The organism is Microbacterium sp. NPDC055502 (assembly GCF_053643635.1).
Genome location: NZ_JBSHKJ010000002.1, coordinates 712,853 through 726,022, shown reverse-complemented (window position 1 = coordinate 726,022; position 13,170 = coordinate 712,853). Strand labels below are relative to the sequence as shown.

Annotated in this window: 11 protein-coding genes; 6 read left to right on the top strand and 5 right to left on the bottom strand. The window is 69.6% G+C overall.

Annotated elements, in window-relative coordinates; translation table 11 throughout:
* Window positions 1–47 precede the first annotated feature (47 nt).
* Genes ACWH95_RS14505 through ACWH95_RS14490 form a run of 4 tightly spaced genes read left to right on the top strand, consistent with a single transcriptional unit; the run spans window position 48 to window position 5,582 of the window.
* Entirely contained in the window at window positions 48–290 is a 243-nt protein-coding gene (locus ACWH95_RS14505) for an SPOR domain-containing protein (protein ID WP_136030250.1), read from the top strand.
* Between the two features lie 2 nt (window positions 291–292).
* On the top strand, window positions 293–1,630 hold the full coding sequence (gene glnA, locus ACWH95_RS14500; protein ID WP_136030252.1) for a type I glutamate--ammonia ligase: 1,338 nt from the start codon (window positions 293–295) through the stop codon (window positions 1,628–1,630).
* Window positions 1,631–1,638: 8 nt separating this feature from the next.
* Window positions 1,639–4,614 (top strand): bifunctional [glutamine synthetase] adenylyltransferase/[glutamine synthetase]-adenylyl-L-tyrosine phosphorylase, encoded by a 2,976-nt coding sequence (locus ACWH95_RS14495; RefSeq protein WP_454120867.1) that lies wholly within the window; start codon window positions 1,639–1,641, stop codon window positions 4,612–4,614.
* 47 nt (window positions 4,615–4,661) lie between these two features.
* A complete protein-coding gene (locus ACWH95_RS14490; RefSeq protein WP_136036954.1) occupies window positions 4,662–5,582 on the top strand; it encodes a diacylglycerol/lipid kinase family protein in 921 nt (306 codons plus the stop codon).
* On the opposite strand, the gene ACWH95_RS14485 is transcribed toward ACWH95_RS14490, so the two are convergent.
* The 3 genes from ACWH95_RS14485 to glnA (ACWH95_RS14475) form a co-directional block, all read right to left on the bottom strand.
* Window positions 5,583–6,728: an AI-2E family transporter gene (locus tag ACWH95_RS14485; protein WP_136030295.1), complete on the bottom strand. Its 1,146-nt coding sequence runs from the start codon at window positions 6,726–6,728 to the stop codon at window positions 5,583–5,585.
* A gap of 96 nt (window positions 6,729–6,824) precedes the next feature.
* Window positions 6,825–8,357 (bottom strand): serine/threonine-protein kinase, encoded by a 1,533-nt coding sequence (locus tag ACWH95_RS14480; protein WP_454120866.1) that lies wholly within the window; start codon window positions 8,355–8,357, stop codon window positions 6,825–6,827.
* Window positions 8,358–8,536: 179 nt separating this feature from the next.
* Window positions 8,537–9,961, bottom strand: a complete 1,425-nt coding sequence (glnA, locus tag ACWH95_RS14475; protein ID WP_136030300.1) for a type I glutamate--ammonia ligase — start codon at window positions 9,959–9,961, stop codon at window positions 8,537–8,539.
* Window positions 9,962–10,109: 148 nt separating this feature from the next.
* Here glnA (ACWH95_RS14475) and ACWH95_RS14470 point away from each other — a divergent pair, with 148 nt between their 5' ends.
* Window positions 10,110–10,538: an RDD family protein gene (locus ACWH95_RS14470; RefSeq protein ID WP_372490597.1), complete on the top strand. Its 429-nt coding sequence runs from the start codon at window positions 10,110–10,112 to the stop codon at window positions 10,536–10,538.
* A 24-nt stretch (window positions 10,539–10,562) separates the two neighbouring features.
* Here ACWH95_RS14470 and ACWH95_RS14465 read toward each other — a convergent pair whose 3' ends face one another.
* A complete protein-coding gene (locus ACWH95_RS14465) occupies window positions 10,563–11,051 on the bottom strand; it encodes an ATP-dependent zinc protease family protein (protein ID WP_136030302.1) in 489 nt (162 codons plus the stop codon).
* An 18-nt stretch (window positions 11,052–11,069) separates the two neighbouring features.
* Between ACWH95_RS14465 and ACWH95_RS14460 the strand changes: the two genes are divergently transcribed.
* Window positions 11,070–12,257: a RimK family alpha-L-glutamate ligase gene (locus ACWH95_RS14460; protein ID WP_136030304.1), complete on the top strand. Its 1,188-nt coding sequence runs from the start codon at window positions 11,070–11,072 to the stop codon at window positions 12,255–12,257.
* Window positions 12,258–12,314: 57 nt separating this feature from the next.
* On the opposite strand, the gene ACWH95_RS14455 is transcribed toward ACWH95_RS14460, so the two are convergent.
* Window positions 12,315–13,025 carry a DUF4191 domain-containing protein gene (locus ACWH95_RS14455; RefSeq protein WP_136030306.1) on the bottom strand — a complete coding sequence of 237 codons (711 nt, stop codon included), beginning with the start codon at window positions 13,023–13,025 and terminating at the stop codon, window positions 12,315–12,317.
* Between the last annotated feature and the right edge of the window lie 145 nt (window positions 13,026–13,170).

The window sequence follows — 13,170 nt, the reverse complement described above, 5'->3', positions numbered from 1 at the left end:
AGGATCGATGACATCACCCGAACGACTCGCGGGAAGAAGGAGAAGCCATGACCGACGGCGATCACAAGTACTGGTACAACTCCGCCACGGGCGAGGTCGAGTTCGGCATGCTGTCGCCCTCGATCGACCGCGTCGGCCCCTTCGACACCGAGGCCGAGGCGCGTCGTGCGCCCGAGGTCCTCCAGGAGCGGTCGCGTGCCTGGGCCGAGGAGGAGGCCGCGGAGCAGGGCTGGGACGCGAAGCCGTCGAGCGGCTTCGGCTCCGACGCGAAGGGCCAGGGCGCAGAGTAGCCATGGACAAGCAGAGGGACTTCGTGCTTCGCACGATCGAGGAGCGCGGCGTCAAGTTCGTGCGGCTGTGGTTCACCGACGTGATCGGCACGCTGAAGTCGGTCGCGATCGCGCCGGCCGAGGTCGAGGGGGCGTTCGCGGAGGGCATCGGCTTCGACGGCTCGGCCATCGAGGGCCTCACCCGCACATACGAGTCCGATCTGCTGGCGCAGCCCGACCCGACCACGTTCCAGACGCTGCCGTGGCGCGGGGAGATCGACCCGACGGCGCGCATGTTCTGCGACCTCACCACCCCGGACGGGCAGCCGGCGGTGGCGGATCCGCGTCACGTGCTCAAGCGCGCGCTCGCGAAGGCCGCTGACGCGGGCTTCACGTTCTACACGCACCCGGAGATCGAGTTCTACCTGCTCAAGTCCTCGTCGTTCGGGCCCGAGGGTCCGGTCCCGGTCGACTCCGCCGGGTACTTCGACAACGTGCCGGGCGGTACGGCCCATGACTTCCGGCGCCGCTCGGTGCGCATGCTCGAAGACCTCGGCATCTCGGTGGAGTTCAGCCACCACGAGGGCGGTCCCGGTCAGAACGAGATCGACCTGCGCTACGCCGACGCCCTCACCACGGCCGACAACGTCATGACGTTCCGCACCGTTATCAAGGAGGTGGCCATCGAGCAGGGCGTGTACGCCACGTTCATGCCGAAGCCGCTCAGCGGTCAGCCCGGCAGCGGCATGCACACGCACATGTCGCTGTTCGAGGGCGATCAGAACGCGTTCTACGAGGAGGGGGCGAAGTACCAGCTGTCCAAGACCGGCCGTCACTTCATCGCCGGGCTCCTGCGGCACGCGAACGAGATCTCCGCCGTGACCAACCAGTTCGTCAACTCGTACAAGCGGCTGTGGGGCGGCGACGAGGCCCCCAGCTTCATCACGTGGGGTCACAACAACCGTTCGGCGCTCGTCCGGGTGCCGATGTACAAGCCGAACAAGGGGCAGTCGTCGCGCGTGGAGTACCGCGCGCTCGACTCGGCCGCGAACCCCTACCTGGCTTATGCGCTTATGCTCGCCGCCGGCCTCAAGGGCATCGAGGAGGGGTACGAGCTGCCGCCGGAGGCCGAGGACAACGTGTGGGCGCTGAGCGACGCCGAGCGCCGTGCGCTGGGCTACTCCGCCCTGCCCGCGAGCCTCGACCACGCGCTGGAGTACATGGAGGAGTCCGAGCTCGTGGCCGAGACGCTGGGCGAGCAGGTGTTCAACTACGTGCTGCTCAACAAGCGCAAGGAGTGGGAGGCGTACCGCGGGCAGGTCACGCCGCTGGAGCTGAAGAACAACCTCGAGCTCCTCTGAGGCGCGGCATGGCCCGACCCGACGCCTCCGTCTCGCTCTCCGCGCTCGCACGGATCGGTTTCTCCGAGCTGTCCGAGGCCGCCGCGTCGCTGGCAGAGCTGGAGTCGTTGCTGGACCGACCCCGTGCGGGGCTGCTCGACGGCATGGGCGCCGCAGACCCGGATGCCGCGGTGCGCGGACTGCTCCGGGTGGCGCGCCGTGACCCGGAGGCGGTGCGGCCGCTCGTCGACGATGCGGAGACGCGCCGCACGGTGTGGCGGGTGTTCGGCGCCTCGACCGGGCTCGCCGAGTTCTTCCTGCGCCACCCCGCACAGCTCTCCGTGCTCAGCGAGCCCGTGTCAGCGCTGCCATCGGCCGACGCGCTGCGCAGCCGCCTCCTCGCCGCCGTGGACGCCAGCGACGGTGTCGCGGCGGCGGGCGACGACGACGCGGTCGTGGCGGTGCGCGTGGCGTATCGGCGTGAGCTCGCCGCGATCGCCGCGTTCGACCTCGCGCACGAGCGCCCGGAGGACGCGGTGCCCGCGGTCGCCGCGGCGCTGGCCGACCTCGCCGGTGCGGCGCTGGAGGCGGCGCTGGCGGTAGCGCGGGCGCGGCTGCGCGCGAGCACCGGCCACGACGAGCTCGCCGCGACCCGGCTCGCGATCATCGGCATGGGCAAGGCCGGCGCGCGGGAGCTGAACTACGTCAGCGACGTCGACGTCATCTTCGTCGCGGGAACCGCCGATGACGCGGTCGCGTCGGAGGCGCGGGCCATCGACATCGCGACGCGACTGGCGCGCGAGACGATGCGTGCCCTCAGCGCGATCGAGGTCGAGCCGCCCCTGTGGGAGGTCGATGCGGCGCTGCGGCCCGAGGGCAAGCAGGGGGCCCTGGTGCGCTCGCTCGCCTCGCACGCCGCCTACTACGACCGCTGGGCGAAGGGGTGGGAGTTCCAGGCGCTGCTGAAGGCACGGCCGCTCGCGGGCGACCCCGTGCTGGGCGCGGAGTACATCGCGGCCGTGCAGCCCCTCGTGTGGTCGAGCGCCGCGCGCGAGGAGTTCGTCGAGAACGTGCAGCGCATGCGCGAACGGGTCATGGAGCACATTGATCCGGAGGACGCGCCGTACCAGCTCAAGCTCGGCGCGGGCGGTCTGCGCGACATCGAGTTCACGGTGCAGCTCCTGCAGCTCGTGCACGGGCTGACCGACGAGACGCTGCGAACCCGCGGCACGCTGGAGAGCCTCGACGCCCTCGTCGACGGCGGGTACATCGGCCGGGCGGATGCGGCGACCTTCGCCGCCGACTACCGCGTGCTGCGGCTCATGGAGCACCGGTTGCAGTTGCGCGAGCTCTCCCGCACGCACCTGATGCCCCGCACGCCGGCCGGGCGACGGTTCCTCGCCCGCGCGACCGGACTGGCCGACAGCGGCGACGCCATCTGGGCGCGCTGGGAGGCCGTGCGCCGCGAGGTGCGCGAGATCCACACGCGCCTGTTCTACCGCCCGCTGCTGAGCGCGGTCGCCGGTCTGCCGGAGGAGGAGCGCACGCTGTCGCTGGAGCAGGCGCACGACCGGCTCGCGGCGATCGGGTTCCGCGACCCGGCCGGGGCGCTGCGCCACATCGGTGCCCTGACGCGAGGGTTGAGCCGCAAGGCCACGATCCAGCGGCACCTGATGCCGATCATGGTGCGCTGGTTCGCCGACGGCAGCGACCCGGACTACGCGCTCCTGGCGTTCCGTCGCATCAGCGAGCGGCTGGGCGACACCTCGTGGTTCCTGCGGATGCTGCGGGATTCCTCCGGCGCCGCCGAGAGCCTCACGCGGCTGCTGTCGTCGTCGCGCTACATCGGGGAGCTGCTCGAATGGATCCCGGAGTCCGTGGCCTGGCTCGACAGCACGGAGCGCCTGCGACCACGTGGCGCGGAGGCGCTGGACGAGGAGGCGCGGGCGATCCAGACGCGGCACGAGACGGTCGCGGACGCGCTGCGGGCGGTCAGGGCCCTGCGGCGGCGCGAGCTGCTGCGCACGGCCATGGGCGCGGTGCTCGACGTGCTCACGATCGAGGAGGTGGCGACGGCCCTCACCGACATCACCGCCGCGACGATCCAGGCCGGGCTGCGCGCGGTGATGCGTGAGGTCGTGCCGCCGGAGGACGCGGCGCTCGACTTCGCCGTGATCGCGATGGGCCGGTTCGGCGGTGGCGAGCTCGGGTTCGGCTCCGACGCGGACGTGCTGTACGTGTACGACGCGAACGGCGTGGATCCGCAGCGCGCCGAGAAGCTCGCCACGAAGATCGTGGCGGGTCTGCGCGAGCACCTCACCGACCACCGGCTGCCGCTGGAGCTCGACGCCGGACTGCGTCCGGAGGGGCGCAACGGTCCGCTGGTGCGCTCGTTCGACGCGTACACGGCGTACTACCGTCGCTGGTCCCTGTCGTGGGAGGCGCAGGCGCTGCTGCGCGCGCAGGGCGTCGCGGGGAGCGTCAAGCTGATCGCGCGGTTCACGGAGCTCGCCGATTCGATCCGCTACCCCGACACGGTCGACCTCCAGGGGCTGAGGGAGATCAAGCGCATCAAGGCGCGGGTCGAGGGGGAGCGGCTGCCGCAGGGCACGGATCCGCGGCGGCACCTCAAGCTCGGACCGGGAACCCTGAGCGACGTGGAGTGGCTCGTGCAGCTGCTGCAGTTGCAGCATGCGGCGGAGGTGCCGGGATTCCGCACCACCTCGACACTGCGGGCGCTGGACGCGGCGGTCGCTGCCGGGCTCGTGGAGGAGGAGGACGCGGAGCGTCTGCGGGCCGCCTGGCTGCTGTCGAGCCGGCTCCGGTCGGCCATCACCCTGCTCACCGGACAGACCAGCGACGTGCTCCCGGCCGACCGCCGGCAGCTCGACGCGTTGGCGCGGCTGCTGGGCTACCCGAACCGCGCGGCCACGCAGCTCGAGGAGGACTACCTGGGTGTCACGCGCCGGGCTCGGCGGACCTTCGAGCACCTGTTCTACGGGTGACTGTCAACCGAGTTGCGGGAACGGCTCCGGTCGCCCAGGCTGAGCGCATGACGTCTTCTCCTCTGGCAGTGATCTGGAATCCCACGAAGTCGGACAGGGCGGTTCTCGAGGAGGCCGTCCGGCTCGCGTTCGGCGATGACGCGGACATCCGCTGGTGGGAGACCACCCCGGAGGACGCGGGCCGTGGCATGGCGGCGGAGGCGGTCGCGGAGGGCTGCGACCCGGTCATCGCGGTGGGCGGAGACGGGACCATCCGAGCGGTCGCGGAGGCCCTCGCGGAGACCGGGGTCGCCCTCGGCATCGTGCCGCAGGGCACCGGCAACCTCCTGGCCCGCAACCTCGGCATCCCCCTGGAGGGCGTCCTTCCCGCGCTGGAGCACGTCCGCGACAGCGAGCCGCGGAACATCGACCTCGGATGGGTCGAGATCGACGGGGAGGAGCACGCGTTCTCGGTCATGGTGGGCTTCGGCGTCGATGCCCAGATGCTGGTGGAGACCAATGACGACCTCAAGGACCGCGCGGGATGGCTCGCGTACGTCGAGGCGATGGGCCGGGCACTCGCCGGCACGGAGATGACCGACATCACGCTGCAGCTGGACGACGGTGAGCCGCAGGAGCTGCGTGGGCACACCCTCCTGATCGGAAACTGCGGCATGTTGCAGGGCGGCATCCGGCTGCTGCCCGACGCCCTCGTCGACGACGGGCTCCTCGACATGCTGCTGATCAGCGCCGACGGACCGCTCCAGTGGCTCGACACCGTCCGCTCCGTGGTGTGGGACAACGGCATCCGACGGATTCTCGGGAGTGTCGATCAGGCGGTGAGCACGGACTCCACCACGCACGTCTCCGCCGAGCGCATCGAGGTGCGCCTTGCGGCTCCGCAGATGTTCGAGATCGACGGCGAGGAGGTCGGGGAGATCTCGTCGTTCGCGGTGCGCGTGCAGGCGGGCGCCGTCACCGTCCGCTGATCACGCGACCGTCACGGCCGGTGGTGTCTTCTTCCGGTCCTGTGTCGGGAACACCACCTTCTGCACGATGATGATGATGCTCGCCGCGATCGGGATGGCCACCAGCGCGCCGAGGATCCCGCCGAGCGCACCACCCGCGACGGCCGCGATCACCACGAGAGCCCCCGGAACGGCGACCGCGCGGCTCATGATGCGGGGCGATAGCACGTATGCCTCGATCTGCATGTACACGAGGTAGTAGATGATCGCGATGAGCGCGGTCGTGGGCGACTCGAACAGGCAGATCAGCGAGATGATGATCGATGCCGACAGGGTTCCGACGAGCGGGATCATCGAGCCGATGAAGGCGATGAGGGCCAGCAGCGCCGGCACCGGTGCGCCGATGATGCTGAGGAAGATCAGGCTGAGCACGCCGTTGGTCAGGGCGAGGCTCGCCTGACCGATCACGTAGCGACCGACCGCGCTCGAGACGTCCTCCAGGAGTTCGCTGAACGTGTCGCGCTGGTAGGCGGGCACGAAGCGAGCGGCGACGCGCTTCATGCTGCGCAGCGACGCCATGAAGTACAGCGTCAGGATCAGGACGATGGTGACGCCGGTGATGCCTCCGGCGATCCCGGCGCCGACCGCGAAGACACCGCCGCCGATGTCGAAGAAGTTGTCGGGGTCCTGCACGAAGCCGAGCACGCCGTTGACGGCATCGGTGATGGTCGAGCCGAACTGGGCGCTCATGTCCTTGTACCAGTCCGTCTTCATGAAGTCCTCGATCATCTTCGGACCGTCTTTGATCAGGTTGGTGATCTGTTCGACGAGGATCGGGACGATGGCGAGGATGATCCCGGCGAACGCGAGGACGACGCCGGCGACGACGATCGCGACGGCGGCGGGACGGGGGAGCTTGCGCTCGATGCTGGTGACGATCGGGTCGAGTCCGAGCGCGAGGAAGATCGCGACGCCGATGTAGACCAGCACGGTCGCGAGCTGATTGACGATGCCGCCGATCGCGAGAGCGACCAGGACGCCCAGGGCTCCCAGCAGCCCGAACATGAACGGGTTCGCTCTCGCCCCTGCGACCACCGAGGTGGGGGAGCGGCGCTGGGCCGATACGGTCTGCGCCTCGTCGGTCGCGATGATTCTCCTGCGGCGCATGTCCCCTCCAACTGTGCGTGCTCGCACTCGATCTTGCTCCACACCGGGGCCCGGCGCGCTCAGCGACACCCGAGGGCGTGCGGCTGAACGCCGGGCCTAGTCGTCCGAGCCCTTGCCCTGCGAGCCTTTGCCCTTATCGCCCTTGCCGGGCGTCTCGACCGCGGCTCGATCGTCCGTGGTCGGCGAACCCTGGTCCGCGGAACCCGGCTTTCCGCCCCTCGTGCCCTCGCCGTTGCCTTTCGCTCCCTTGCCCTTGCCGTTGTCCTGCTGTGCAGCCGGGTTGTCGTCGGCATGGTCGGTCGAATGCTCGTCGCCGACGGACTCGACGGTGAGGGACTCGGCGGGGGCGGGAGCGACGGCCGCGGGCACCTCGACGACGGTGGGCGGGGCCGTCTCGGCGGCCGTGGGCGACTCGACGGAGGAGATCCCGCTGAGCACGGCGCCGGAGCTCGCCACGACTTGCGTGCCCTGGCCCGACAGCGACACCGCGATCGTGGTGACGGCTCCGATGGCGACGACGGCGGCGAAGAGCAGACTGTCGCGTCGCCGCGGTGTCCGGCGCGGTGCAGCGACCGCACGGGCGGCGAGCCGCCGCCGGGCCTGGGCACGGGTGAGCGGCCGAGCCGGAGCCGCGGGGGCGGGGAGCGGCGGCACGGGAGGGATGACCAGCGGGGCCACGGGCGCCGAGGATGCGGCGGGCGAGGGGAAGCCGGGAATGGGCAGGACGCGCGTGGCGGCGGGCGCGACGACGGCGGGAAGGGGAGCGGTGGCGCGCTCGGCGGCCTCCGCGAGTGCTTCGCTCAACCGCCGCAGCTCGACCGCGACCTCGGCGGCGTGCGGCCGTTCGGCCGGGTCGATGCTCGTCATCGCGGTGAGCAGCCGCCCCCAGTCCTGTCCGAGCGACGCGGGAACGTCCGGCGCCAGGTGCAGGCGGGCGAGGGCGGTCTCGACGCTCAGGGTGGGCGCGAAGCCGGGTGTGCCGGTCAGTGCCTCCAGGAGCACAAGGCCCAGCGCGTAGATGTCGACCGACGGCCGTACCTCGCCGTTGCGCAGCTGCTCGGGCGCCATGTACGTGAGGGTGCCGAGGACGATGCCCGGCGCGGTGACCCGCGACGTGTCGATCATGCACGCGATCCCGAAATCCGCGAGCTTCGCCGTCCACCGGTCGCTGCCCGACGTCGGCGGGGTGAGGAGAACGTTGGAGGGCTTGACGTCACGGTGCACGATGCCCGCCGCGTGAGCGGCATGGAGGGCGGAGGCGACGTCGGCACCGATCGTCGCGACCTCCTGGGGGGTCACGGCGGAGCGGGAGAGGCGGCTGCTGAGCGTGGGGCCGGGAACGAACTCCATCACCAGGTACATCGCCCGGCCGGGGTCGAGGCGGGCGTCGAGGAGCGTGACCAGGTTGGGGTGATTGAGGGAGGCGAGCAGCGCCTTCTCGGAGTGCGCGCGGTCCGTCGAGGTCACGGCATCGTCCGAGGTGCGGAAGATCTTGACCGCGACCGTGCGCTCCAGCGCGATGTCCTCGGCGCGGTACACGGTCGCCATGCCGCCGACGCCCACGGCATCGCCCAGCCGGTATCGGCTGTCGAGCAGAGCCTCGGTCGGCGTCGCCTCCTGCGTCCACATGGTGCCGCCTCCCCGTCGCCGGGTCGGGTAGCCCGGCGACTCTCTCACGCTAGGGCCCTGCACGATTCCCGTCTTCGGGCTTGACTCCGGGGCAGGGACCTGCAAGAGGGTGTGTGGAATGACCCCCGGACACGCGGAAGCGCCCGCCAGGAATCCCGGCGGGCGCTTCGCGGTGCGGGTCAGACCCCGAAGTACAGCTCGTACTCGAACGGGTGCGGACGCTGCGCGATCGGCAGGATCTCGTTCTCGTACTTGTAGGAGATCCAGGTCTCGATGAGCTCCTCGGTGAACACGCCGCCCTCGAGGAGGAACTGGTGGTCGTTGCGGAGTGCCTCGAGCGAGTCGAGCAGCGAGTTCGGCACCTGCGGGATGTTCTTGGCCTCCTCGGGCGGAAGCTCGTAGAGGTCCTTGTCGACCGGCTCGTGCGGCTCGATGCGGTTCTTGATGCCGTCGAGACCTGCCATGAGCTGCGCCGCGAAGGCGAGGTACGGGTTGCCGGAGGCGTCGGGAGCGCGGAACTCGATGCGCTTGGCCTTCGGGTTGGAGCCCGTGATCGGGATACGGATCGCGGCGGAGCGGTTGCCGGCCGAGTACACCAGGTTGACCGGAGCCTCGAAGCCCTTCACCAGACGGTGGTAGCTGTTCAGCGTCGGGTTCGTGAAGGCGAGCAGCGCGGGAGCGTGCGCCAGGATGCCGCCGATGTACCAGCGGGCGATGTCGCTGAGCTGGCCGTAGCCGGCCTCGTCGTAGAACAGCGGCTTGCCGTCGTTCCACAGCGACTGGTGCGTGTGCATGCCGGAGCCGTTGTCACCGTAGAGCGGCTTGGGCATGAAGGTGGCGACCTTGCCCCACTCCTCGGCCGTGTTCTTCACGATGTACTTGAACTTCAGGATGTCGTCCGCCGAGTGCACCATCGTGTCGAAGCGGTAGTTGATCTCCTGCTGGCCCGCCGTGCCGACCTCGTGGTGCGAGCGCTCGAGGATGAAGCCGGCCTCGATCAGCTTGAGCGTGATGTCGTCGCGCAGGTCGGCCGTCTTGTCGACCGGGCTCACGGGGAAGTAGCCGCCCTTGTACGGGGTCTTGTTGGCGAGGTTGCCGCCCTCCTCCTCGCGACCGGTGTTCCACGCGGCCTCCTCGGAGTCGACCTTGTAGAAGCTCTCGCCCGCCGTGACGGAGTAGCGCACGTCGTCGAAGATGTAGAACTCGGCCTCGGGCGCGAAGTACGCGGTGTCGGCGATACCGGTCGACGCGAGGTACTTCTCGGCCTTCTTGGCGACCTGACGCGGGTCCTTCGAGTAGATCTCGCCGGTGCGCGGGTTGTAGATGTCGAAGATCATCACGAGGGTGCTCGCCTCGCGGAACGGGTCCATGTAGGCCGTCGTCACGTCGGGGATGAGCTGCATGTCCGACTCGTGGATGCTCGCGAAGCCGCGGATCGAGGAGCCGTCGAACAGCTGCCCGTCTGTGAAGAAGGCCTCGTCGACCGTCGCCGCAGGGATGTTGAAGTGCTGCTGCACGCCAGGGAGATCGGTGAACCGGATGTCAAGGAATTTGACGTCGTTCTCCTTGATGTAGGCCAGTACCTCGGACGAATCTTTGAACATGTAACGACTCCTGTGATGCGGATCGATGGCTTCGGGGCCACTCTGCACAGTACGGACGGGGGATTTCTCCACGGTATCCGCTTTGTTTCGAGCGTGTTACAGCGTGAGGGCGGAAGGGGCGGTTCCGGCGGCTCGGTAGGCTGGTGTGGTGACGGATGCGGTGAACAGGTACCCCGGTGAACGACTCGGACTCCCGGAGTCGGGAACGGGAAGCATTGCTCGTCCCGGACGACGCATCGGCGCTCTCGTGATCGACTATGCGGCCGCCACGATCATCGCCACCGGCTTCCTCGGCTTCGACCAGTTCGCGCTGCCGTCCGAGGCGGGTCTGACGCAGTTCGCCCCGCTGCTGGTGTTCGCGGTCCTGCAGATCCTGTTCATCCCCACCGCGGGGGGTAGCCCGGGTCACCGCATCCTCGGCATGCGCCTGGTGCGTCTCGACGGCGCCTGGATCGGGCTGTGGCGGCCGGTCGTTCGCACGCTGCTGCTGCTCGTCGTGATTCCGGCGGTCGTCTGGGATGCGGATCAGCGCGGTCTGCACGACAAGGCGGTCGGCACCGTCCTCATCCGCGCCTGAGCCGCGTCGGGTCGCCCGCTTCCCTCAGGCGCGTCCCCGGTTGCGGCGGCGTGCCTCGCGCGGTGCCCTTCCACCGAGGAACGAGCGCGCGGGGTCCACGACGTAGCCGTGACGCAGGGCCTCGCGACCGATGAGCATGCGGAACCCCATCTCGTCCCGGTTGCTGAGGGTGACCTCGGCCAGCACCTCGCGGTCGACCAGGCGGATGATCAGTTGCACCACCAGACGCTCCTGCGCGTGCCCGGACGAGCTGCGCACGGCGCGGCGATCGTGCACAGGGCACTCGACGACGACCGCGTCGTCCTGGCTGTCCTGCCACGGGTTCACGCGGAAGCGGACCCACGCCTCGCCCTCACGCTCGAACTCGTGCACGTCGAACGCGTGTAGCGATGAGGTGCGCGCGCCGGTGTCGATCTTCGCCTTGATCCAGTCGACGCCGAGATCGGGCAGGCTGACCCACTCTCGCCACCCCGTGAGGGTGTTTGAATGGGTAGACCTACTCACCTGATACATCCTGGCAGGAAATCCCCCGTGAAGATCGCAGTGCTGTCCCGTGCGCCGCAGGCGTACTCCACCCAGCGCCTCCGGGCCGCCGCGCTGCAGCGGGGGCACAACGTCAAGGTGCTGAACACCCTTCGCTTCGCGATCGACCTCACCTCCGATGAACCCGACCTGCACTACCGGGGACGCCAGCTGAGCGACTACGACGCGATCCTGCCGCGCATCGGGAACTCGATCACCTACTTCGGTACGGCGGTGGTCCGCCAGTTCGAGCAGATGGACGTGTACACCCCGAACACCGCCAACGGCATCTCGAGCGCGCGCGACAAGCTCCGCGCCAACCAGATCCTCTCCCGGCACAACATCGCGATGCCGCCCACCGCTTTCGTGCGCAACCGCGCCGATGTGCGCCCGGCGATCGAGCGCGTCGGCGGTGCACCCGTCGTGATCAAGCTGCTCGAGGGCACGCAGGGGATCGGCGTGATCCTCGCCCCACAGGTCAAGGTTGCCGAGGCGATCATCGAGACCCTGCACTCCACGAAGCAGAACGTGCTGATCCAGAAGTTCATCTCCGAGAGTCGTGGGCGCGACATCCGTGCGCTGGTCGTGGGCGACCGCGTCGTCGCGGCGATGCGGCGCTCGGCGGCCGGCGACGAGTTCCGCTCGAACGTGCACCGCGGCGGATCGGTGGAGGCGATCGAGCTCGACCCGGTGTACGAGCGGGCGGCCGTCCGTTCGGCGCAGATCATGGGGCTGCGGGTGGCGGGAGTGGACATGCTCGAGGGCGACGAGGGACCGCTCGTCATGGAGGTGAACTCCTCGCCGGGACTGCAGGGCATCGAGACGGCCACGAAGCTCGACGTCGCCGGCGCCATCATCGACTACATCGCCGGGCAGGTGGCGTTCCCCGAGATCGACGTGCGACAGCGTCTGACGGTGTCGACGGGGTACGGCGTGGCGGAGCTGATGGTGCACGGCGCCGCCGACCTGGTGGGAAAGACCCTGGGTGAAGCCGGACTGTGGGAGCGTGACATCACCGTGCTCACGCTGCACCGCGGGGTGAGCGTGATCCCGAACCCGCGCAAGCACGTCGTGCTGGAGGCGGACGACCGGTTGTTCTGCTTCGGCAAGCTTGAAGAGATGCGCTCGATGATCCCGGAGCGTCGTCGTCGCCGGGCGAAGGTGCGGCGCCTGCCGAAGCAGCCGCTGTCGGAGTGACGACGCGCGGCCGCCCTCCGAGGAGGACGGCCGCGCGTCGATCGTGCGGTGTGCGGGTCAGCGCGGACGCTGCGGGCGCACCTTGGTGGGGTCGATGCCCTTCGGGATCGGCAGCGACGAGAGCGACTGCGACACGGAGTCGACGCGACGGATCACCGCGGCCATGGTGGCCTTGTCGATGGCCTTGGGAAGCTTCTTGATGGTCTTGGCGAGGTCGGCGATGGGCACCTCGTCCTCGCCGTGCCCGACGTAGAGCACGGTCACGGGGACACCGTGCGCGACGCGCTGCGCCTTGCTCCGCTCCTCGTTGACCAGGCGCGTGAGGCGGCCGCGGGCACCTTCGCCGACCACCACGATGCCGCCGCGACCGATCGTTCGGTACACGGCCTCCTGGGTCTTCGGGTTGATCCCCACCGGGGTCTCCGATGCCTGCCAGCGACGCCCGAGACTGGTGCTCAGCACGTGACCGGTCGCCCCGGGCATGCCGTCGATCTTGGTGTACATCGCCGAGGTCGACAGTCGCGTCATGAGGAACAGCGCGCCGAGCACGCCCAGCATGAGGCCGGTGATGCCCCAGAGCACGAGGGTCCACACCTGGAACGGCGGGATGAGGTAGCCGGCGACGAGGCCGAGAAGGATGCCGCCGACGAGGATGCCGGCCTGCGCCCAGGGGAGCCACGGGTAGGCCTCGCGCGTGAACCGGAAGAGGGACTTGATCTGGGAGAAGAACCCAGGACGCTTCTCGGGTTCGGGAGCACGCTTTGCCATGACATCCAGCCTACCGAGTCCCAGACCCTGACGATGTCGTCGTTCGCGCGGAGCGGAGCAGCACGAGGACTCGCTCTGCACAGCCAGCCGCAGCCGGCGGACCTTTCCGCTCACGCCGTGGATGGCTCCGGGCGCACGATCCCTC

Coding starts and splice junctions, on each gene's coding strand:
- ACWH95_RS14505 (WP_136030250.1), top strand. CDS start 48: ATGACCGACGGCGATCACAAGTACTGGTACAACTCCGCCACGGGCGAG.
- glnA (WP_136030252.1), top strand. CDS start 293: ATGGACAAGCAGAGGGACTTCGTGCTTCGCACGATCGAGGAGCGCGGC.
- ACWH95_RS14495 (WP_454120867.1), top strand. CDS start 1,639: ATGGCCCGACCCGACGCCTCCGTCTCGCTCTCCGCGCTCGCACGGATC.
- ACWH95_RS14490 (WP_136036954.1), top strand. CDS start 4,662: ATGACGTCTTCTCCTCTGGCAGTGATCTGGAATCCCACGAAGTCGGAC.
- ACWH95_RS14485 (WP_136030295.1), bottom strand. CDS start 6,728: ATGCGCCGCAGGAGAATCATCGCGACCGACGAGGCGCAGACCGTATCG.
- ACWH95_RS14480 (WP_454120866.1), bottom strand. CDS start 8,357: ATGTGGACGCAGGAGGCGACGCCGACCGAGGCTCTGCTCGACAGCCGA.
- glnA (WP_136030300.1), bottom strand. CDS start 9,961: ATGTTCAAAGATTCGTCCGAGGTACTGGCCTACATCAAGGAGAACGAC.
- ACWH95_RS14465 (WP_136030302.1), bottom strand. CDS start 11,051: ATGTATCAGGTGAGTAGGTCTACCCATTCAAACACCCTCACGGGGTGG.
- ACWH95_RS14455 (WP_136030306.1), bottom strand. CDS start 13,025: ATGGCAAAGCGTGCTCCCGAACCCGAGAAGCGTCCTGGGTTCTTCTCC.